A 21,472-nucleotide genomic window follows, 5' to 3' on the forward strand; every position below is an offset into this window, starting at 1 on the left:
CTCGCCCCTGTCCACCGCTCGCCCGGCGGGCCGCCGGGCCCCACGGCGGGCCCCCTGGCGAGTGGAGCGGCCGTCCTGGCGCCGAGGAGGCGCCGCGGCACCATTCGGAAGTCTCCCGGTCCGGACGGCCCGTCGGCCCCGTGAGAGCCCCTCCGTCGCCGTCCCGGCGGCGGATGCGCCCTTGAGCGCATCGCCCGCAACAGATTAGGTGGAGGGCGGCAATCCTGCCGCCACCCCACAAGGGAGAGGGATTCCATGCCCGTACGGCCTGCTGTCACGGAAGCGGAGCTGGAAGCTCACCTGCGCGGAATATGCTTCAAAACGGGGCCGCCGCGTCGTATCGGGGTCGAGATCGAGTGGCTGGTGCACGACGCGCGCAACCCCCGATGTCCGGTCGATCCGGCCCGGCTGCGCAGCGCGGTCACGACCCTGCGCGCACTCCCCCTCCGCTCCCTGCTGACCTTCGAACCGGGCGGCCAGCTGGAACTCAGCTCACCCGCCGCCACCTCCCTCACCGGCTGCATCGAGGCCGTCACCGCCGATCTCGCCCTGGTCCGCCCCGCCATGCGGGCGATGGGGCTGGGCATGGCCGGCCACGGCCACAATCCCTGGCACCGCCCGCAGCGGGTGCTGACCGAACCGCGCTACGACGCCATGGAGGCGTACTTCGACCGCTGGGGCTCCGCCGGGCGGTCGATGATGTGCGCCACCGCCTCCGTGCAGGTGTGTGTGGATGCCGGGTACGAGGAGCCCGGCCCGCTCGGGCACGGCCGGCGCTGGCTGCTGGCGCATCTGCTGGGTGCCGTACTGGCCGCGGCCTTCGCCAATTCACCGACCAGCGAGGGCTGCCCCACCGGGTACCGCACCACCCGCCAGGTCGTCTGGTCCCAGCTCGACCCGGCCCGTACGCTCGCCCCGCCGCAGGGCCCGGACCCGCGCGCCGCCTGGGTGCGCTACGTCATGGACGCCCCGGTGATGTGCCTGCGCTCCGAGGACGGCCCGTGGGACGCACCGGAAGGGCTCTCGTTCCGGGAGTGGGTCCGTACCGGCGTGCCCCGGCCGCCCACCCAGGAGGATCTGGACTACCACGTCACCACGCTCTTCCCGCCCGTACGGCCGCGCGGCCATCTGGAGCTGCGCATGATCGACGCGCAGTCGGGCGAGGCCGGGTGGATCGTGCCGCTCGCCGTCACGGCCGCGCTGTTCGACGACCCGGAGGCCACGGAGAGTGCCTACCGCATCGTCAAGCCCCTTGCGGAGACCGCCGGGTCACGGCCGGCGCCGCGCAATCCGCTGTGGCGGCGGGCCGCCCGCGGGGCACTGACCGATCCGGAGCTGCACGCCGCGGCGACGGCCTGTTTCGCCGCCGCGCAGGAGGCGCTGCCGCGGCTCGGCGCCTCGGCCGAGGTGTGCGCGGCGGTCGCGGAGTTCACCACGCGCTATGTGGCGCGCGGCCGCTGCCCCGCGGACGACCATCTCGACGCCCTGTACGCGGTGGAGGGCGATCTCACCGTTGGGAAGGACAGCCAGTGACCATCGACCCCGAGCTCCTTCGTGAGCGGGCGGCCTCGGCGCTGCTGGCCGCCCGCGACCGCACCCGCCTGCTGACCACCTGCGTCGAGCATCCCGATCTCGTCGCCCAGCACTCCCCGCTGATGTCCCCGCTGGTGTGGGACCTGGCCCACATCGGCAACCAGGAGGAGCAGTGGCTGCTGCGCACCGTCGGCGGCCGTGACGCGCTGCGCCCCGACATCGACTCCGTCTACGACGCCTTCGAGCACCCCCGGGCGACCCGTCCCTCGCTGCCGCTGTTGGCACCGGACGAAGCGCACGGCTATGTCGCCGAGGTCCGCGGCCGGGTGCTGGACATCCTGGAGCGCACCCCGCTGCACGGCGGTCCGCTGCTGGACTCCGGCTTCGCCTTCGGCATGATCGCCCAGCACGAGCAGCAGCACGACGAGACCATGCTCATCACACACCAACTCCGCCGCGGTGCGGCCGTGCTCACCGCGCCCGAGCCGTCGCCCGCCACCGACGAGATCATTCCGGCCGAAGTCCTGGTCCCCGGCGGCCCGTTCACCATGGGCACCTCCACCGAGCCCTGGGCGCTGGACAACGAGCGGCCCGCCCACCACCGCTTGGTCCCCGCCTTCCTCATCGACACCACCCCGGTCAGCAACGGCGCCTACCAGCGCTTCATCGACGCCGGCGGCTACGAGGACCCGCGCTGGTGGGACCCCGCGGGCTGGGCCCAGGTACAGGAACACGCGCTGCACGCCCCGCTGTTCTGGCAGCGGGACGGCGGCCAGTGGCTGCGCCGGAGGTTCGGGGTGACCGAGCCGGTGCCGCCGGACGAGCCGGTGCTGCACGTCAGCTGGTACGAGGCGGATGCCTACGCCCGCTGGGCGGGGCGGCGGCTGCCGTCCGAGGTCGAGTGGGAGAAGGCCGCCCGGTACGACCCGGCGACCGGCCGGGCCATGCGCTACCCCTGGGGCGACGAGGACCCCACGCCGGCCCACGCCAACCTCGGCCAACGGCATCTGCGGCCCGCCCCCATCGGCAGCTACCCGGACGGGCAGTCACCGCTGGGCGTACGGCAGCTGATCGGCGATGTGTGGGAGTGGACGGCGAGCGACTTCCTGCCGTACCCGGGCTTCGCCGCCTTCCCCTACCGGGAGTACTCGGAGGTGTTCTTCGGCGACGAGTACAAGGTGCTGCGCGGCGGGTCGTTCGCGGTCGACCCGGTGGCCTGTCGGGGCACCTTCCGCAACTGGGACCTGCCGGTCCGCCGGCAGATCTTCTCCGGGTTCCGTACCGCCCGGGACGCCGACCCGGAGGCGGGCATATGAGGCCCGCGGCCCGTCCGGCCCGGGAGGTCGTCGCCTGATGTGCCGTCATCTTGCGTACCTGGGCCCGGAGATACCCTTCGGACAGCTGGTACTGGCTCCGCCGCACAGCCTCTTCCGGCAGTCGTGGGCGCCGCGCCACCAGCGGCACGGCACGGTCAACGCGGACGGCTTCGGCGTCGGCTGGTACGCGCCGGACGACCCGGTGCCCGCCCGCTACCGGCGGGCCGGGCCGATCTGGGGCGACGAGCTGCTGCCGGACCTGGGCCGAGTGGTGCGTACCGGCGCGCTGCTCGCCGCCGTCCGGGACGCCACGGTCGCCGGTGCGGACGCCGAGGCCGCGGCCGCGCCGTACGCCGCCGGACGCCATCTGTTCAGCCACAACGGCGCGGTGACCGGCTGGCCGGACTCGCTCGCCCCGCTGGCCGCGGAGCTGCCGGCCGCGGAGCTGTTGCGGCTGCCGGCCCGCTGCGACGCGGCGTTCCTCTGGGCGCTGGTCCGGCACCGGCTGGAGCGCGGTGACGAGCTCGGCGAGGCGCTGGCCGGCACCGTCACGGCCGTCGCCGGGGCCGCCCCGGGCTCCCGCCTCAATCTGCTGCTCACCGACGGCACCACCATCGCCGCCACCACCTGGGGCGACACGCTCTACCACCTGGCCGTCCCCGGAGGCGGCACGGCCGTCGCCTCCGAACCGTACGACGATTCCCCCCACTGGACCGAGGTCCCGGACCGCACCCTGCTGCGCGCCACCCGGACCGAGGTCCACCTCACCCCGCTCAAGGAGCCCGTGACGTGAGCCCGCTCAGCATCACCCGCACCCTCCCTGCCGACGCCAGCGCGGCCGCGCTGCGCACCGATGTCACGCAGGGGCTGTCCCGCACGCCCAAGCAGCTGCCGCCCAAGTGGTTCTACGACGCCCGCGGCAGCGAGCTGTTCGAGGACATCACCAAGCTGCCCGACTACTACCCGACCCGGGCCGAGCGGGAGATCCTGCTCACCCGCGCCGACCACATCGCCGCCGCCACCCAGGCCCGCACGCTGGTCGAGCTGGGCTCCGGCTCGTCCGACAAGACGCGCCACCTCATCGGTGCGCTCGGCTCGCTGCACACCTATGTGCCCATCGACGTCAGCGAATCCGCGCTGGCCGCGGCGGGCGAGGCGCTGCTGGGCGAGTATCCCGGGCTCACCGTGCACGCGCTGGTCGCCGACTTCCAGCGGGGCATCGAGCTCCCCGCCACTCCCGGCCCGCGGCTGCTCGCCTTCCTCGGCGGCACCCTCGGGAATCTGCTGCCGGACGAGCGCGCGGCCTTCCTGCGCTCGGTGCACGCCATGCTGTCCCCGGGCGATGCCCTGCTGCTCGGCACCGACCTGGTCAAGGACGAGGCCACCCTGGTGGCCGCCTACGACGATCCGCAGCGGGTGACGGCCGCGTTCAACAAGAACGTCCTGGAGGTCATCAACCGCGAGCTGGGCGGCGACTTCGATCCCGCGGACTTCGACCATGTCGCCGTGTGGGACGCCCGGCAGGAGTGGATCGAGATGCGGCTGCGGGCCCGCAAGGACCTGACCGTGAAGATCCCCGGTGTGGACCTCGCGGTGACCTTCGCCGCGGGCGAGGAGCTGCGGACCGAGGTCTCGGCCAAGTTCCGCCAGGAGGGTGTGCGCAAGGAACTCTCCGCGGCCGGGCTGGAGTTGAACAGCTGGTGGACGGACAGCGCGGACCGCTTCGCGCTGTCGCTGGCCTTCCGCGTCTGAGCCCCGTCCCTGCCCGGCCGGCGCGACCGAACGGGTCCGCCGGCCGGGTGTCATGTCCACGGTCGATGTGGTTCGATGCCCCGATCGCGCTTCGCACCGGAGCGTCCGGTGCGGGGGCACGCAGACTCGACGGACAGGGGACGCGGCATGGGGCTGGGACTGGATCGGCGGGGTTTCCTCAGGGGCGCGGCCGGGCTGTCGGCCGCCGGGGTGCTGGCGGGCATCGGCAGCGGGCAGTTCACGGCCGGCGCGGCCCCGCGGCGGGCCCGTGCGCTGTCCGCACAGGACTGGATGTCGGCGCTCGGCGACGGCACCCCCGTCCAGCGGCTGACGATCCCCGGCACCCATGACTCCGGCGCCCGGATCGGCGGCCCCTGGGTCGCCTGCCAGAACACTCCCGTCGACGCCCAACTCGCCTCCGGCATCCGCTTTCTGGACGTCCGCTGCCGGGCCGTCGACGGCGTCTTCGCCATTCATCACGGCGCGTTCTACCAACAGCTGATGTTCGGCGATGTGCTCAACGCCTGCCGGGCGTTCCTCCGGGCGCACCCCTCCGAGACGGTGTTGATGCGGGTCAAGCAGGAGTACTCGGAGGTCTCCGCCGACGAGTTCCGCCGGATCTTCGTCAGCTACCTGGACGACAAGGGCTACCGTCCGCTGTTCCGGCTGGACGGCGATCTGCCGACGCTGGGCGGGGCCCGCGGCAGGGTCGTCCTGCTGGCGGACTCCGACGGCCTCGGCGGCGTCCGGTACGCCGATCCGGCGCTCTTCGACATCCAGGACGACTACATGGCGGAGCCGTTCGGGAAGTACCCGAAGATCGAGGCGCAGTTCCGCAAGGCCGTCACCCAGCCGGGCAAGCTCTTCGTCAACTACGTCAGCACCTCCGCCTGGCTCCCGCCCCGCTCCAACGCGGACCGCCTCAACCCGCAGGTCCAAAGGCTGCTGACGGGCTCGGAGGGCAGCCGCTGGACCGGCCTGGGCATCGTCCCGATGGACTTCCCGAACGAGGTCGGGCTGGCCGGGACGCTGATCGCGCACAACCTCGCCGGGCAGGGGGTACGGCTCGTCCGCTGAGCGGGTCGCGTGGGCCACGCGGTGCGCTTGTCGGGCGGGGTGCGCAGCCCCGCGAGGAGCGACACCGGGCATCGGTGCGGGGGACCGCCACGAGTTCACCCGACCGGCCTAACGGGACCGGTCCGTACCGCGCCGTCATCCCCCGTGGCACGGCCCGGCCATCTGGCCCACCGGGCCCCGGAGGTGACGGGTGTTCCGATGCGGTGTGTGCGTGATGTCCGCCCGCGACCTCAGGGATTCGCCCAGGTGAGCCAACCGTGTCACCCCGCCCTGCATCAGACTGGGTGAAATGTCTGGTTCCGGTGCCGCCCCCGCGTCCGACGGGGTGACACCGGCTGATGTGGGGAGGCGGCGGCTGGTGGCGACGAGCGAACGCGGGACCGCGCCGGCGGACAGCGCCGGGCGGGCGGACGAGAGCGCCGGAGCACCGGCGGCCCCCGACTGCCCGGGTCCCGGCGGGCTGCCGTGCACGGGGCGCGGCCGGCCCGGCGTTCCGCTGCGGACGACCCTGGCGCTCGGGGTGGTGGCGATCGTGGTGGGCAGCACCGCACTGGTGCTGGGCTCCTCGTCGCGCGATCCGTACCTGGCCGACGGGGACCCCGCCACCGGTACCTATCTCGCCCCTTCGGCCGAGGGGGACCGGGCCGCCGCGGCCGTGCTCGCCGGGCCCTACGTGGAGCGGCCGGGGCCGCTGGTACCGGCCCGGAGCAACCGTGCCACGGCGGCCACCTCGTCGGTGTCCCGGCCGCTGATGGCGGCCCCGACGGAACCCGCTCCGGCGGTCGGCGCGCTCTTCTCCCCCGACGAGGACGGCAGTCCGGTCCACCACTGCACGGCCAGCGTGGTGCACTCCCCGGCGGGTGACCTGGTCGTCACCGCGGCGCACTGTGTGCACGACGACGGCTTCCGTACCCGGCTGGTGTTCGCGCCCGGTCTGCACGACGGGGTGGCGCCGTACGGGCTGTGGGTGCCCAGCCGGATCGATGTCGACCCGCGCTGGATCAGCAACCGGGACCCGGACCACGACGTGGCGTTCCTGCGGGTGCGCAGGGCGGGCCGGGGCGGCGGCCGGATCGAGGACGTCACGGGTGCCGAACGGCTCCGCTTCGACGCACTGCCCGGGCGCCCGGCGCAGCTGACCGGCTATCCCGAGGACCGGGACAGACCGGTCAGCTGCCGGCACACGGCGGACCTGCAGAGCGCGACCCAACTCCGGTTCGCCTGCCCGGGGTTCCCGAACGGGACGAGCGGCGGACCGATGCTCACCGACCTCGACCCGGCCACCGGCACCGGATCGCTGATCGGCGTGATAGGCGGTCTCGACGAGGGCGGTGACGACCTCGTCTCGTACAGCAGCCGGTTCGGTGCGGAGGTGGCCGCGCTCTACCGGCGGGCGACCGCCGGGCCGGCCACGAAGGCGGCCCGGCCCGGCTCCGGGACCGAGGCCCTCGCCCTCACGCCCCGCGCGGCACCACGGTCTTGAGGACGGACGGCAGCGGATACCAGTCGTCGGTGGCGATGCTCGCGTGCGCCGAGGCGAGCTGACGGACCCGGGCCAGGGCCTGCGCCTCGGTCGGGCGGGTGCCATCGATGACCGGCGGCACGTTGTGGGCGTCGGTCATGATGAGCAGGTAGTGGCGGGTGTCGTACCAGGCGGTGTCGATACTGCCGTTCAGATAGGTCGCGGCGTCCCCGTCGAAGGCCACGAACCAGGGGCGCAGTGACCGGTCGGCGTAGCGCTCGCGGGGGTCGCCGGCGGCCGCGCCGTGCACGGCGGGGAACGCCGTGGACCGCGCCAGCTTCCCCTGCGCCGCAAGGTCCTTGAGGTGTCCGGCGTACTCCACGTCCGTCCACAGCTTGTCGAACGGGTTCTTCTCCTCGACCGTGCCCGGTATCAGCTCGAACAGGAACTTGCCGGCCAGGTCGGCGCGGGCGGGCCAGCCGCCGGCCCGCACCGCCTCGTCCGGGGTGGCGTGCCCGGCGGTGAGGTCGCCGGGTCCGTAGACCGCATCGCCCAGCTTCTGCCGCACCAGCGCGTCGAACTCGGCGGGGCCGCGGCCGCCCTTGGCGTTGAAGCCGTCCTTCATCTCGACCTTGAGCAGGATCGGACGGTGGCCGGGGTGGGCGTCGTGCCAGGCCTTCATGTCGGCGAGGCAGCCGGCGAAGTCCTGGTTGCGGCTCTTGGTGCGCAGCTGCGCGGCGTCGGCGGCGCCCGCGCAGTTGTTGTTGTTCCCGAGCGGGTTGGTGTGCGAGACCCGCCAGGACCTGCCCAGGCCGTTCGTCCAGAGGTCGAGTTCGAGCAGCGCCGCGCCGGAGTCCAGGGCGTCCGCGAAGTAGGGGTACTTCTCCTTGTCGTAGGCGTTGTGCACGCCCACGGACGTACTGGTGCCGTAGGTCTCACCGGCCGGCTCGGCACCGGCCGGACCGGTCATCGTGAGCACCGCCGCCGCCGCGACGGCGACCGTTCCCACACGCCGCTTCCCGTTCATGTTCCCCGCTTTCCTGAGGTCATCGGCCGTCCGGCACCGGTCCGGAGGCCGCTCGTCCGGTCGGTCATCCGGACGATCGGGCAGCAGCGTACGGGAGTTGGGGACGGAAGGGACCCCGGAAAGGGGGGAAAGCGGAGGAACGGTCGGTGCCGGCGCAGCGGCAGCGGCCGGGCAACGGGGAGATCCGGTGCCGATGCCCTCTTGCGTGCGGCCGGCGCCTCCCGGGCGCCTCACCACTCGATCCGGTACCCCGTCAGCCAGTCGTCGGCGGCCGCCCTGTCGCGCGCCGCGCCGTCCCGGGGCGCTCCGTACCGGGGCACGGGACCCTGGGTGGCGCCCGTCGCGGTGAGCTTGGCCATCCCCGCGCTCGCGGCGACGACCTTCTCCACCCGCTCCCTGCGCAGCTCTTCGTACGCGGCGAAGGCGCTGTGCGGGTCGGGCCGGTCGCGCAGGCACCTGGCGAGCACGATGCCGTCCTCGATGGCCATCGAGGCGCCCTGGGCGGCGTTGGGGGCGGCGGCGTGTGCGGCGTCGCCGAGCACGACCATGGTGTCGGTGTGCCAGGTCGGAATGGTGGCGAGGTCGTAGGCGCTGGAGGCGATGAGGCGGTCGCCACTGGCGCGGACGAGGGCGGCGGCCGGGGTGTCGTCGTCCGCGAAGAGTTCGGCCACCCGCTCGCGCCAGGCACCGGGGGCGGTGTCCGGCGGGCCGGTCCGGTCCAGTTCCGTGCCGGGGATGTTGGCGAACCACCAGACGGCGCCGTCGGGGGCGCGGGTGCAGCCGAAGAAGGCCCGCTTGCCGCGGATCATGGTGTAGGTGTCCGGCGGGAGCGGCACCTCGGTCTCGCGGACGTAGCCGCAGACGGTGTTCTGGCCGGTGTAACGGGGGCGGGGCGCGGCCGGGTCGATCAGGGTGCGGGTGACGGAGTGCAGGCCGTCGGCGCCGATGAGGAGGTCACCCTCGGCGCGGCTGCCGTCGGCGAAGGAGGCGATCACCCGCGTGCCGTCCGCGGTGCGCACGGTCTCGGCGCCGACCAGCCGCTTGCCGTGTCGTACGGCGATCTGGCGGCGGGCCGCCTCGGCGTGCAGCACCTGATAGAGCGTGGCCCGCCGCAGGGTGCGCGGGCCGAGGTCGGTGCCCTGGGCGGCGCCGGCGATGGGCCGCTCCCCCAGCCGCTCCCCGCTCCCGTCGAGGAACTCCACCCGCTGCGCCGGGAAGGAGTGCGCGGCGACGGGGCCGTGTGCGTCGATCACCCGGAGCGCTTCGAGCCCGTTGGCGAAGAGCACGAGGAAGGCACCCACGTCGTCGGCGCCGGTCGGATAGGCCTCGAAGATCTCGGCGTCGATGCCTGCCTTCCGCAGCGCCATCGCGGTCACCGCCCCCGCGATGCCACCGCCGATGATCAGGGCTTTGGTCATGTCGTCATCCCCCCGGGTCGGGTCGCCGCCCCGGTCGCGGACGGCGAGCGGTGCGGCCCCGGTTGGCCGCACCCACCCACCTTGGCCCCGGCGGGCCCGGAGATCCAGCCCGCCGGGAGGGACGCCGCGTCAGCCCGCCGCGTACACGTCCTCGATGTAGCGGCCGGAGGCGGTCAGTTCGCGCAGCCAGGCCTCGGACTCCTGCGGGGAGGCGCCGGTTTGCGCAGCGTGCAGCTCGCGGAAGGCCGCCCGGACACCGGGCGCCATCCGGCTGCCGTCGCCGCAGACGTACACCCGCGCGCCGGCCTGGAGCAGCTCCCACACCTCGGCGGCCTCGGCGGCGATCCGGTGCTGGACGAACCGGTGGCCGTGCTCCGGGCGGGCGCTGAAGACGGGCCGCACGGAGATCACCCCGGCGGCTTCGGCGGCGGCGAACTCCGCGGCGTGCAGGAAGTCGCCGGCCGGGTCGTCACAGCCGAAGTAGAGCCGGGCGGGCGCCGTTCGACCGGCGGCGACCCGGTCGGCGACGGCGCCGCGGAAGGGCGCGAGGCCGGTGCCCGCCGCGACCAGAATCACCGGGGTGTCCTCGGCCGGATCGAGGCGGAAGGCCTCGCGGCAGGGCTGGACGCGGGCCAGGACGGTGTCGCCGGGCCGCAGGGAGTGCAGATGGGTGGAGCCGGTGCCGCCGGGCAGCAGCGACACCATCAGGTCGGCGTGCCGGGCGTCGGTGGCGGGCGAGGACGACAGCGAGTAGTGCCGGATGCGCAGCGGCGGCAGCAGCTCCAGCACCGTCGGCCAGGGCAGGGCCCCGCGCAGCGCGGGGTGCGCCTCGATCAGCTCGATCAGGGTGCGCGGGTCGTCCGCGGCGAGGGACTCCAGGGCGAGCCGCTCGGGCGGGCACGGGTTGTGCGCGGCGAGCACGGCGACCTGCGCGGGGGTCGGCCGCAGCCCCAGTTCCAGGTGGTGCGTGAGAAGTTGACGCACCGTGACGGGACGGTCGACGGGCAGGGCGTCCCGGGCGGGCCCGCCGGCCCGGTGCAGTGCGAGAACGGTCTCCGGGTCGGCGCCGAGGGCCCGGGCGGCGCGCTCGACGGCGGCCGGGGCGTTGGCCGGCAGCACGGCGAGGTGGTCCGCGGTGCGGTAGCCGACGCCGTCCGGCAGCGCGATCCGCAGGAAGCGCTTGGGCCGGGGCCAGTCCTCGGCGGTCAGGTCGTATGCCTCGGTGACGGTCATCGGGACGAGGTCGTGGCGGGCGGCGAGCGCGTCCAGCGGGCCGCCGGTGACCTCGGTGACGGTGTAGCCGGTGTCCTCCGCCGCGGGCCGGGCGGCGCCGACGGAGGCCGGGTCGCCGTACCGGGCCAGCAACTGGGTGCGCAGCGCCGCGGTGAACTCCTTGACGGTGCCGCCCAGGTCGCCGGAGGCGTCGGCCTCGGCGCGCGGCAGCACCCGGTGGGCGCCGAGGGCGTCCAGCCGGTCGTCGATGAGGGTCGGTATGTGCTGGTAGGTGGCGGCCCAGTTGCGGTCACCGACGCCGAGGACGGCGAACGGGACGTCGGCCGCGGCGCCGTCCCGCGCCGTGTTCAGCCACTCCACGAAGGCCGCCGCGTCATCGGTGGGCCGGCCGTTGTAGGAGGCGGCCACGATGACGACGGGCCGGTCGGCGGGCAGCGCACCGACGGCGGCGTCCAGCGGCGCCACGTCGGGGGCGAAGCCCAGTCCGGTGGCCTCGTCGGCGAGCCGCTCGGCGAATTCGCGGCAGGTGCCGTAGTTGCTGCCGTGCAGCACCAGCAGGCCGGTGCCCTGGGGGACGCGGGTCGGCAGCCCGTCGTCGGTCGCGGCGCCGTCCTCCGTGCCGGTGCCGCCGCCCGGCAGGACGGCCAGCGCGGCGCGGACCGCGGCCCGGTCGGCGGGCGTTCGGGCGGCCAGGGTCAGCGTGAACCCGTCCGGCTTGAGGGTGAGCGTCTCCTTGATGCGCAGCTGGTAGCCGGTGTGGTCGAGCAGCCGGTAGCGGTGCGCGAGCAGGGCGAGCAGCATGGTCGCCTCGTGCAGCGCGAACTGCCGCCCGATGCAGGCGCGTTCACCCGTCCCGAACGGCTTGTACGCGTGCGGGGAGCGGGCCGCCTCGGCCTCCGGGCTGAAGCGGGAGGGGTCGAACAGCTCGGGGTTGTCGCCCCAGGCCGGGTCGCGGTGCAGCATCGGGGTGAGCACGGTGACCAGCTCCCCCGCCCGCACCGGGTAGCGGCCGCCGAGCAGGGTGTCCGCGCGGGCCTGGCGGGTGAAGGCGGCGGCGGTGGGCCACAGCCGCAGCGCCTCGTTGAGCACCTGACGGGTGAACGGCAGCCGGCCGATGTCCTCGAACGACGGGGCGGGGTCGGCCTGGTCGCCCCACAGTTCGTCGGCCTCGCGCTGGACCATGCGCAGCGCGAGTGGGTCCTTGAGCAGGTGGTAGAGGGCGAACGAGAGCGCGCCCGAGGTGGTCTCGTGGCCCGCGATCAGGAAGGTGATGACCTGGTTGCGGATATTGGCGAGATCGAGGGTGGGGCGGTTCGCCGCCGCCTCGTCCCCCTGGTCCCGGGCGCCGAGCATCAGGCCCAGCAGGTCGTCGTCACCGGACGCGCCGCCCGCCGTCCGGGCGGCGATGACCTCGTCGACGACGGACGCGAGGTAGTCCGCGTCGGCCTGGAACGCCGCGTCCGCCGCCGAGTGGTCGGCAGCGGGGTCCCGGGAGAACTTCGTCATGCTCCACTCCAGGCAGCGCACCATCGCCTCGACGAACGGATGCGGGGTGTCGCCGCGGGAGAACGACTCGAAGTCGAAGCCGAAGCCGGCCAGCCCGATGGTGTCCAGCGTCATCCGGGTCATGTCCTCGGCGACCTGGACGGGCGTGCCGTCGGCCACCCGGCGGTCCCAGGACGCCATGACCCGGCGGGCCACCTTGAGCATCGCCGGGTGGTAGGTCCGCATCGAGCCGAGCGCGAACGCCGGCATCAGGACCTCGTGCGCCTTGGCCCAGTTCGGCTCGTCGTTGTACGCGGTGAACAGACCGTCACCGGCGAACTCCCGGACGTTCTCCAGCACGACCGACACCCCCTTGCGGAAGCGGGATTCGTCGGCGACCTCGGTGACCAGGTCGAGCGAGGAGACGAACAGCGTCCGGTGGGCGCCGAATTTGCGCGCGAAGACCGGGCCGTGGATCCGGGCGAGGTCCATGGACTGCTGGAGGGGCGTATGCGTGAGCCCGGCCTCGGTGAGGTCGGCCACCGGAATGCCGTCATCGGCGGCGTGTGGGTCACTGTGGAGCGCGATGGTGTCGGTCATGACTCCAGCGTGCCGGGCCCCGCGCTCCGGACGGGCCCGGGCCACTGCATGATTGTGCAGTGGTTTTTCGCCGCTGGCTCTTGCGCACGGACCGGAGAAGAGGCAATGGACAACGGGACTGCCGACGGGACGCCGGACACCGGGGACACCGGCACACCGCCCTCCGCACACGGCCCTCTGGATCCGGCCGGCCCCTACGCGGCCGGCCCCTGGCGCAATTACTTACTGATCCTGCTGTACCGCATCCCCACGCCGATCGCGGTCTGCACGGCCCACGGCGAGGTGCTCATCGCCAATCCGGCCATGGCCACCGAGTGGGGCGCGGCCCCGGGACAACTGCGCGGCCGCAATCTGCTGGACCTCTTCGAGCCCCGGGCGAAGGCACAGCTCGACCGGCTCACCGAGGCCCTGCGGCTGGGGCGCCGGTCACGCTATCCGATCGAGGTGCGCTGGTCCGTCGGCCCCGACGGCACCGAGCGGGAAGGGGAATTGACGGTGGACCCGGTCGGCGATCCCTCGGTGAACCCGCCCGCGCTGCTGGCGCTGCTGCGGGTGCGCGAGACCGCCCCGCCGCCCGCGCCGCGCGGCTCGGCCAGCCCCGTGGAGACGCAGATCCTGGCGCTGGCCGCGGGCGGCGCGACCACGGCGTCGATCGGGACGGCGCTGGGGCTGACCGTCGACGGGGTCAACTATCACCTCACCCGGCTGGCCCGCCGTTGGCGGGTCCAGGGACGTACCGCGCTGGTCGCCAGGGCGTACGTGCTGGGCGTGCTGTCGCCGGACAGCTGGCCCCCGGCGCCCGCCTGACCGGCCGGGGCGGCGGGCCACGGGGCCGACGGCCCGGCCCGCCGCCCCGGCAGCACACCTGTGCGGATAACCTCCGTCGTGTGGACGAGAACGCACCCGCGCGGTTCGAGCGCGGAACGGACGGCCCGAAGGTCATCGTCGTGGGCATCGACGGCTCCGATTCGTCGTGGCGCGCCGCCGCCTACGCGGCGGGACTGGCCCGGCGTCAGTCCTCGAAGCTCGCCATGGTCTACGTCCAGCCGGTGCTGCCCGTCGGGGCGGCGATGGGGGCGCCGGTCGCCGATGCCACGGACGAGGTGACCGAGGAGCTGATGACCGAGATCCGCCGGGCGACCGAGCGGCTGGCGGGGCTGTACCACCTGCGCTGGGAGTTCCACACGCTGCGTGGCGACCCGTACAACGGCATGGTGCAGATGGCCGACGAGCTCACGGCCGACGCGGTGGTGGTCGGCGCCTCGGAGTCGGCCGGGCACCGCATCATGGGCTCGGTCGCGGTACGCCTGGTCAAGGCCGGACGCTGGCCGGTCACCGTCGTTCCCTAGGACAGGCCCGCAACCTCCCGCCCGGCCCCCGCTCCGCTGGTGGGCCCGGGCGCCCTGAGGCACGGTGGACAGTGGACGGGCGGAGCGCCGCCCCGGCGAGGGAGATCACCGTGACCGACCGCACGTATCGCGTGACCGAGATCGTCGGAACGTCCCAGCAGAGCATGGACGCCGCGGTCAAAAATGGCATCAAGCGCGCCTCGGAGACCCTGCGCAACCTCGACTGGTTCGAGGTCACCCAGGTCCGCGGGCACATCGTCGACGGCGCGATCGATCACTACCAGGTCGGTCTGAAGGTCGGCTTCCGTCTGGAGGAGGCCGAATGACACACCTGCCGGGTACGTCTCCCGGCGAGTCCCGCAGCACTGGGCGCCATCCGGTGGAGTCGCCTTCCTAAGACGCCCCCGAGGGTCCATGATGAGCCGCCGTCGGACCACAACGGAGCGACGGAGGGATGAGGCATGGGCTTGCGCGCGGGACAGGGCGTACTGCGCCGTAAACCGATCGAACACATCGAAGAGGCGGAAGGCAGCGCAAGTCAGCAGCTCACCCGGGCGCTCGGCCTGTGGCAGCTGACGGCCATCGGAGTCGGCGGCATCATCGGCGCGGGCATCTTCACCCTGGCCGGCACCGTCGCGAACGGCAAGGCCGGCCCGGCCGTGGTGATCTCCTTCCTGATCGCGGGCGTCGCGAGCGCCGCGGCGGCCTTCTCCTACGCCGAGTTCGCCGGGCTGATCCCGAAGGCGGGCTCGGCCTACACCTACGGCTATGCGGTCCTCGGCGAGGTGGCGGGCTGGTTCATCGGCTGGGACCTGCTGCTGGAGTACACCGCGATCGTGGCGGTGGTCGCGATCGGCATCTCCGGCTATTTCGGGTTCCTGCTCGGTGAGCTGGGCCTCGATCTGCCCTCCTGGATGCTGGGGGCGCCGGGCACCGGTCCGGGGCACCGGGTGGACCTCTTCGCGGCGGTGCTGTGTCTGCTGATCGCCTATCTGCTGACCCTGGGCATCAAGAACGCCGCGCGCTTCGAGACGATCGTGGTGGGCCTGAAGGTCCTGGTGGTCATCGTGGTGATCGTGGTCGGCTTCTTCCACATCAACACCGCGAACTACACGCCGTTCTTCCCGTTCGGGGTGACCGGCGCCTTCACCGGCGCGGCCACCGTCTTCTTCGCGGTCTTCGGCTATGACGCGATGAGCACGGCGGCCGAGGAGTCCAAGGACGCCCAGCGCCACATGCCGAAGGCGATCCTGTACTCGCTGGCCATCTCCATGGTGCTGTACGTCCTGGCCTGCCTGGTGCTGACGGGGATGCAGAACTACCAGCACATCGACCCGGAGAGCGGGTTCTCCTCGGCCTTCAAGGCGGTGGGTCTGAGCGGCCTGGCGGACATCATCGCGGTCGGCGCGATCATCGGCATCCTGACCGTCATGTTCACCTTCATGCTCGGGGTGACCCGGGTGTGGTTCTCGATGAGCCGGGACGGGCTGCTGCCGAAGTGGTTCGCCAAGACCAGCCCCCAGCACCATGTGCCGACCCGGGTGACCTGGATCGTCGGCTTCGCCTCCGCGGCCATCGCGGGCTTCCTGCCGATCGGGGAGGCCGCCGAGCTGACGAACATCGGCATTCTGCTCGCGTTCGTGGTCGTCTGCATCGCGGTCATCGTGCTCCGCTACCGGCACCCCGAACTGCCCCGGACGTTCCGTACGCCCGGGATGCCGGTGGTGCCGGCGATCGGGGTGTGCTTCTCGATCTGGCTGATCACGTTCCTGGCATGGCAGACCTGGGTCCGCTTCGCGGTGTGGTTCCTGGTCGGCATGGTCATCTACTTCTCGTACTCCTACCGCCGTTCGAACCTGGCGCGGAGCGAGGGGCAGACCGCCTCCGGTCCGCAGGACGGCGGGACACCGCAGTGAACCACCGCCGCTGACCGGGCGCCGGCACACGACGGGGACCGGCGCCACCTGCCGCCGGTCCCCGCGCAAGGTCAGAAGACGAACGGCCCCGGCGACTGCCGGGAGGTGGCCTTGCAGGTGGCCGTGATGCCCAGCACCACGACCTTCAGGGAGGTGGCTTCCAGACTGTCCCCGGGGGCGACCGTGCCGGTGAGGGGGCCGGTGGAGACCTCGCTGCCGGCCGGGATCGCCGGGTTGGAACTGCCCTTGAACTGCGTGGTTCCCGAGCCGTTCTTGGTGAGCGTGAGGGTGGAGGTGACCGAGTTCGCGCCGATGTTTATCGGTGAGCTGATCGCTTTGGTGGCCAGGCTGATCGTCGCGGCCGTGCCGTTCTGGGTCGCGGTGAGCGTCGCCGTGCCGGAGCCGTACCAACCGCAGTCGAACGAGAGGGTCGCGGTGCCGGGTGTCACCGCGGTGGCGGCGGGCGCCATCGCGAGCGTACCCGCGGTGGCGAGCGCGACGCCGAGCGCCGTACCGAAGCCGAGTCTGCCGGGTCTGAGGTGTCTCATGGGGGTACCGCCTTCGTGAGGGGGGTGCGGGTCCATGGCACCGGCCGTCGAGGGGTACGCCAGGGAACGGCAGGCAGCCACGCGGGGGCCGCGGCCGGACCCCGCCGCTGACCGGGCGCCATGAACTGACGCTCAGTCAGCAACCCGTATTTCGCTGCCCATTGAGGCACGCGCCCCCGAAGAGAGCAAGGCAGGCACCGCATGATTTTCGGCTGCGCGGGCCTGCATATCCGGCCGGCGCGCCACTCCTCACCCCTCGCGCCACGCCACCCCCGGAGCTGTGCCGACACCTCGTACGGGCCCTGGGCGCACCGGAGTTACTCCGCCACCACCTCTTGACGCGCACCTGACCGGCACCAAGAATGAGCGCACTCTGACAACGTTGTCGACCGCCGCGTACGGAAGCCTTCCCGGCACGCCCGGCCGCCGTACGGCGACGACCCGACCCGGAGGTCCCCATCCATGCCATGGCTCAGTCGTACCCGGCTGCGTACCGCGGGCGCGGTGCTGGCGGCCGCGCTCCTCGCGGGTGCGCTCACCGCCCCCGCCGCGCAGGCCGAGCCGGCCGCCGGCCCGCTCACCGACCTGGTCAACCCGTTCATCGGCACCCGGAACGACGGCAACACCTACCCGGGCGCCGCCGTCCCCTTCGGCATGGTGCAACTCTCCCCCGACACCGGGCACTACGCCGGCTACGGCTACGACGACGACCACATCCGTGGCTTCAGCGCGGTGCACCTCTCCGGTGTCGGCTGCGGGATCGGCGGTGATCTGCCGGTGCTGCCCACCACGGGCGACCTCACCGAAACGGACAATGCGAAGTACGCGGCCGCTTACGGCCATGACGACGAGTCCGCCCGCCCCGGCTACTACCGCGTCGGCCTGAAGTCCTACGGCGGGATCACCGCCGAACTGACGGCCACCGCACACACCGGCAGGCAGCGCTACACCTTCCCGGCCACCGACCGGGCCAATGTGCTGCTCAACGCGGGCCAGTCGCTGCACCGGACGGTCTCGACGCGGGTCGAGGTGCTCGACTCCCGCACCATCCGCACGACCCTCACGGGCCGCGGCTTCTGCCAGGACAGCAAGCCGTACACCGTCTACACCCTCACCCGCTTCAACCGGCCCTTCGCGTCGTACGGGACCTGGGACGGCGACAAGGTGACGGCCGGCTCCACGGGGTCCACCGCCACCGGCCGGCACGGGGCGTACGCCCGCTTCGACACCCGCACGGACCGGACCGTCGAGGCGACCACCGCGATCAGCTATGTGGACGCGGCGGGCGCGGCCCGCAATCTGCGTGCCGAGGGCGGCCCTTCCTTCGACCGGACGAGGGCCGCGGCCGACTCCGCATGGGAGCAGCGACTGGCGCTGGTGCAGGCGCGGGGCGGCGGCACGGCACTGCGCCGCACCTTCTACTCCTCGCTCTACCGGTCCTTCCTCGCGCCGAACATCGGCAGTGACGTGGACGGCCGTTACACCGGCTGGGACCAGCGCGTCCATCGGGCCGACGGCTTCACGTACTACCAGAACTGGTCGCTGTGGGACACCTATCGCACCCAGGCACAGCTGCTGGCGCTGCTGGCGCCGGGTGAGTCCCGCGACATGGCGCTGTCGGTGCTGCGGATCGACAAGGAGGGCGGCTGGCTGCCCAAGTGGGGCTACGGCACGGTCGAAACCAACGTCATGACCGGCGATCCGGTCACGCCGTTCCTCACCAACGCCTACCAGCAGGGGCTGTTGCGGGGCCATGAGGAGGAGGCGTACGCGGCGCTGAAGAAGAACGCCGACGGGGTGCCGCCGGCCGACTCCCCGGCCGTCGGGCGGGAGGCCAATGCGCAGTATCTGAAAAACGGCTTCGTGCCGTACCTCAAGGGCCACCAACCGCCCAAGTCGGGCGACTCCGACTTCGCCCAGGGCGCCTCGGCGACCCTCGAATACGCGCTGTCGGACGCCATGCTGTCCCAGATGGCGCGCGATCTGGGACACGGCGCGGACGCCGACCGCTATGCGGCCCGCGGCCGGAACTACCGCACTCTCTTCGACGGTTCGACCGGCTTCTTCCGGGCCCGCGACGGGCAGGGCGCCTTCACCGGACCCGCCGACCCGGCCAAGAGCGAGGGCTTCCACGAGGGCACGGCCTGGCAGTACCAGTGGCTGGTGCCGCAGGACCTGCCGGGGATGCTGGAGCTGATCGGCGGCAAGGACACGGCCGATGCGCGCCTCGACTCGTTCTTCGCCTACCCGAAGCTGCTGGCGGACCCGGAGAAGACGGCGCGCGAGGTGTGGGTCAACGGCCCGTACGACTACTACAACGCGGACAAGTACAACCCGCAGAACGAGCCCGATCTGATCGCGCCGTACACCTATCTCGCCACCGGCCGCCCCTGGAAGACGACGGATGTGGTGCATGCGGCGCTGACCCTGTTCACCGACGCCCCCACCGGGATGACCGGGAACGACGACCTGGGGACGATGTCGGCGTGGATGGTGCTCTCCTCGATGGGGATCTTCCCGGTCCAGCCCGGCACCGACAGCTGGGGGCTGAGCACCCCGGTCTTCGACCGGGTGGACCTGACGCTGGACCGGCGCTACTACCCGTCCGGACACTTCACCGTCACCGCTCCCGGTACGTCCGCCGCCAACCGCTATGTGCAGTCCGTCCGGCTGGACGGCGCCGAACGCGACCGGACCTACCTCACCACCGGTGAGCTGCGCTCGGGCCGTGAACTGGCCTTCACCGTGGGGCCGAAGCCGTCCGGCTGGGGCACCGGCGATCATGCCGCGCCGCCGCCCGTGGGCAGCTCAGCCGCCCAGCATCAGCACGGTCGCCGGCGCTGAGATCACCACGGCCGAGACCAGCGCGGTGACGACCTGCCCCCGCGGGCCGGTCAGCGCCCGGCCGAGCACGGCTCCTCCGGCGGCCAGGAACAGCTGCCAACTCGCGGAGGCGGTGAGCACGGCCGCCACGAAGGCGGCCGGTCCGGCGACACCGGTGCGCAGGGTGCCCGCGCCGCCCGCGAGCACCAGCGCGGAGAAGTAGACCACCGTCCACGGGTTGATCAACGTCAGCCCCAGGAAGGCGGCGTAGGCCCGGGCGGGGCGTCCCAGGACGTCCCGCACCGAGCCGTCCGGCGTGCCGCGGTGGCGCAGTGCCCGCACGGCGATCCGTACCGCCATGCCGAGCAGGAGGGCGGCGCCGACCGACCGCAGCGGCCCCGCTACCGGGGCGACGGCGCGGGAGAGAGCGGCGCCGCCGGCCACCGCGGCGAGCGCATAGAGCCCATCGGCACTCGCCACCCCGAGCGCCGCCGCGGCGCCGGTCCGAAACGACGTCCGGGCGGTCAGGCTCACCAGCAGCACGGCCATCGCGCCGACGGGAACGGCCAGGGCATAACCCGCCCACAGCCCCGGCAGAAAGGCATCGGTCAGTATCTCGGTCATGCCGTTCAGCGTCGGGCGGGACCATCGTGCGGGTCCATCGGAATTTTCCGCACGACACCGTGCGACAGCGCCACACGATGGACCGCCTATGCTCCGTGCATGATCGATCCCCGGCTCCAGACCCTGCGTGTCCTGCACGAGCTGGGCACCGTCACCGCGACCGCCGAGGCCCTGCATCTGACCCCGTCGACGGTCTCCCAGCAGCTGCGTCAGCTGTCGGCCGGGCTCGGGCTCGGACTCCTGGAGCCGGCGGGCCGCAAGGTGCGCCTGACGCCGGCGGCGTTGGCGCTGGTCGAGCACGCCGATGCGCTGTTCCTGCGCTGGGAGGAGGCCCGCGCGGATCTCGCGGGGTACGCGGACGGGGTCGCGGGGCGGTTGCGGGTCACGGGGGTGGCGACGGCGATCACGGCGGTGATCGCGCCGGCGGCCGCGCGGCTGCGTGACGAGCTGCCGCGGCTCGCGGTGGAGATCGGTGAAGACCCGGACGAGAACCGCTTCGAGCTGCTGCTCTCCGGCCGGGCGGACCTCGCCGTGGTCATTCCGGCGCCGGACGGCCCTGCGCCGGACGATGCGCGCTTCGTCCAGCGGCCGGTGCTGGAGGAGCCGCAGGACCTGCTGGTGCCGGCGGGGCACCGGTTCGCCTGGTGTACGCGACAGGGGGTGGCGCTGGCAGAAGCAGGCACGGAGAGCTGGATCCGCGCCGGTGACCCGGCCGATCAGCATCAACTGCTGCTGTCCGCCTGCGCCAGCGCGGGCTTCACCCCCCGAGTGCGCCATCACGCGCTGGACTGGTACGCGGTCGCGGCCCTGGTCGCGCACGGCTTCGGGATCGCTCTGGTGCCGCGGCTGGCGCCGGTGCCGGAGCAGTACCCGGTCGTGCGGGTGCCGCTGCGCGGGGAGCCGCTCCCCGTAAGGCGGTTCGTGGCGGCCGTCCGGCGCGGAAGTGAACAACAGCCCCCGATCGCCCGCGCGATGGCGGCGCTGCGCGCGGCCGCGGACGACCGGGAGGTGAAGCGGGTGTGAGCCCGGTCGGGGCGGGCGTCAGCCCTGCAGGGCCTGCCAGAACTCGTCGAAGGACATCGTGCCGTCGTGGTCGGTGTCCTTGGCCTTGATGACGGCCTCGGCCATCGGGCCGGTGACGTACGGGTCGCCCATCTCGGCCATCGCGTGCTTGAACTCGTCCGGTGTGACCTGGCCGTCGCCGTCCGCGTCGAACCGGTCGAACGCCGCCCGGGCCTGCTCGATGTCTGCCATGAGAAGGTGCCCCCTTCGTGATGCTGCGCAGTGCTGCGCGGTGCTGTTGCCTGGT

General features: G+C 73.0%; 18 protein-coding genes. 12 read left to right on the forward strand and 6 right to left on the reverse strand.

The features are described from left to right. Nucleotides 1-255 precede the first annotated feature (255 nt). The 6 genes from egtA (at nt 256) to EST92_RS06510 (ending at nt 7,161) form a co-directional block, all read left to right on the forward strand. Entirely contained in the window at nt 256-1,533 is a 1,278-nt protein-coding gene (gene egtA, locus EST92_RS06485; protein WP_129279977.1) for an ergothioneine biosynthesis glutamate--cysteine ligase EgtA, read from the forward strand. Beyond that, entirely contained in the window at nt 1,530-2,849 is a 1,320-nt protein-coding gene (egtB, locus tag EST92_RS06490; protein ID WP_129279978.1) for an ergothioneine biosynthesis protein EgtB, read from the forward strand. Before egtA ends, egtB begins: the two co-directional genes overlap by 4 nt. Nucleotides 2,850-2,886: 37 nt before the next feature. Further along, nucleotides 2,887-3,642: an ergothioneine biosynthesis protein EgtC gene (gene egtC / locus EST92_RS06495; protein WP_129279979.1), complete on the forward strand. Its 756-nt coding sequence runs from the start codon at nt 2,887-2,889 to the stop codon at nt 3,640-3,642. After that, complete coding sequence (gene egtD, locus EST92_RS06500) at nt 3,639-4,601, forward strand: L-histidine N(alpha)-methyltransferase (RefSeq protein ID WP_129279980.1); 963 nt, start codon at nt 3,639-3,641, stop codon at nt 4,599-4,601. The genes egtC and egtD overlap by 4 nt, the downstream gene beginning before the upstream one ends. A gap of 147 nt (nt 4,602-4,748) precedes the next feature. Beyond that, nucleotides 4,749-5,678: a phosphatidylinositol-specific phospholipase C gene (locus tag EST92_RS06505; protein WP_129279981.1), complete on the forward strand. Its 930-nt coding sequence runs from the start codon at nt 4,749-4,751 to the stop codon at nt 5,676-5,678. Between the two features lie 358 nt (nt 5,679-6,036). Beyond that, a complete protein-coding gene (locus tag EST92_RS06510) occupies nt 6,037-7,161 on the forward strand; it encodes a trypsin-like peptidase domain-containing protein (protein ID WP_129279982.1) in 1,125 nt (374 codons plus the stop codon). On the opposite strand, the gene EST92_RS06515 is transcribed toward EST92_RS06510, so the two are convergent. The 3 genes from EST92_RS06515 to EST92_RS06525 form a co-directional block, all read right to left on the reverse strand. Then, on the reverse strand, nt 7,133-8,167 hold the full coding sequence (locus EST92_RS06515; RefSeq protein WP_129279983.1) for a phosphatidylinositol-specific phospholipase C domain-containing protein: 1,035 nt from the start codon (nt 8,165-8,167) through the stop codon (nt 7,133-7,135). The genes EST92_RS06510 and EST92_RS06515 overlap by 29 nt on opposite strands. Before the next feature lie 230 nt (nt 8,168-8,397). Further along, nucleotides 8,398-9,585 carry an FAD-dependent monooxygenase gene (locus EST92_RS06520; RefSeq protein ID WP_129279984.1) on the reverse strand — a complete coding sequence of 396 codons (1,188 nt, stop codon included), beginning with the start codon at nt 9,583-9,585 and terminating at the stop codon, nt 8,398-8,400. A gap of 129 nt (nt 9,586-9,714) precedes the next feature. Continuing rightward, on the reverse strand, nt 9,715-12,903 hold the full coding sequence (locus EST92_RS06525) for a cytochrome P450 (RefSeq protein ID WP_129279985.1): 3,189 nt from the start codon (nt 12,901-12,903) through the stop codon (nt 9,715-9,717). A gap of 105 nt (nt 12,904-13,008) precedes the next feature. On the opposite strand from EST92_RS06525, the gene EST92_RS06530 reads away from it, so the two are divergent. The 4 genes from EST92_RS06530 (at nt 13,009) to EST92_RS06545 (ending at nt 16,168) form a co-directional block, all read left to right on the forward strand. Further along, on the forward strand, nt 13,009-13,710 hold the full coding sequence (locus EST92_RS06530) for a PAS domain-containing protein (RefSeq protein ID WP_129279986.1): 702 nt from the start codon (nt 13,009-13,011) through the stop codon (nt 13,708-13,710). Nucleotides 13,711-13,790: 80 nt separating this feature from the next. Further along, the gene (locus tag EST92_RS06535) at nt 13,791-14,252 is read left to right on the forward strand and encodes a universal stress protein (RefSeq protein WP_129279987.1); all 462 of its coding nucleotides are present in this window, start codon (nt 13,791-13,793) and stop codon (nt 14,250-14,252) included. A gap of 110 nt (nt 14,253-14,362) precedes the next feature. Continuing rightward, on the forward strand, nt 14,363-14,578 hold the full coding sequence (locus EST92_RS06540; RefSeq protein WP_129247736.1) for a dodecin: 216 nt from the start codon (nt 14,363-14,365) through the stop codon (nt 14,576-14,578). A gap of 135 nt (nt 14,579-14,713) precedes the next feature. Continuing rightward, complete coding sequence (locus EST92_RS06545) at nt 14,714-16,168, forward strand: amino acid permease (RefSeq protein WP_129279988.1); 1,455 nt, start codon at nt 14,714-14,716, stop codon at nt 16,166-16,168. A 71-nt stretch (nt 16,169-16,239) separates the two neighbouring features. On the opposite strand, the gene EST92_RS06550 is transcribed toward EST92_RS06545, so the two are convergent. After that, nucleotides 16,240-16,716 carry a hypothetical protein gene (locus EST92_RS06550; protein ID WP_129279989.1) on the reverse strand — a complete coding sequence of 159 codons (477 nt, stop codon included), beginning with the start codon at nt 16,714-16,716 and terminating at the stop codon, nt 16,240-16,242. Nucleotides 16,717-17,178: 462 nt separating this feature from the next. Between EST92_RS06550 and EST92_RS06555 the strand changes: the two genes are divergently transcribed. Further along, on the forward strand, nt 17,179-19,560 hold the full coding sequence (locus EST92_RS06555) for a GH92 family glycosyl hydrolase (RefSeq protein ID WP_129279990.1): 2,382 nt from the start codon (nt 17,179-17,181) through the stop codon (nt 19,558-19,560). Here EST92_RS06555 and EST92_RS06560 read toward each other — a convergent pair. Continuing rightward, on the reverse strand, nt 19,525-20,163 hold the full coding sequence (locus tag EST92_RS06560; protein WP_129279991.1) for a LysE family transporter: 639 nt from the start codon (nt 20,161-20,163) through the stop codon (nt 19,525-19,527). The two genes, EST92_RS06555 and EST92_RS06560, sit on opposite strands and share 36 nt — an antisense overlap. Nucleotides 20,164-20,262: 99 nt before the next feature. Here EST92_RS06560 and EST92_RS06565 point away from each other — a divergent pair, with 99 nt between their 5' ends. Further along, nucleotides 20,263-21,186, forward strand: coding sequence for a LysR family transcriptional regulator (locus tag EST92_RS06565; RefSeq protein WP_129279992.1), 924 nt, complete (start codon nt 20,263-20,265; stop codon nt 21,184-21,186). An 18-nt stretch (nt 21,187-21,204) separates the two neighbouring features. Here the strand turns inward: EST92_RS06565 and EST92_RS06570 are convergent, their stop codons facing one another. Further along, nucleotides 21,205-21,417, reverse strand: a complete 213-nt coding sequence (locus EST92_RS06570; protein WP_096212030.1) for an EF-hand domain-containing protein — start codon at nt 21,415-21,417, stop codon at nt 21,205-21,207. Nucleotides 21,418-21,472 lie beyond the last annotated feature (55 nt).

It is taken from the genome of Streptomyces sp. TM32 (assembly GCF_004122755.1).
GTDB classification, from domain to species: domain Bacteria; phylum Actinomycetota; class Actinomycetes; order Streptomycetales; family Streptomycetaceae; genus Streptomyces; species Streptomyces sioyaensis.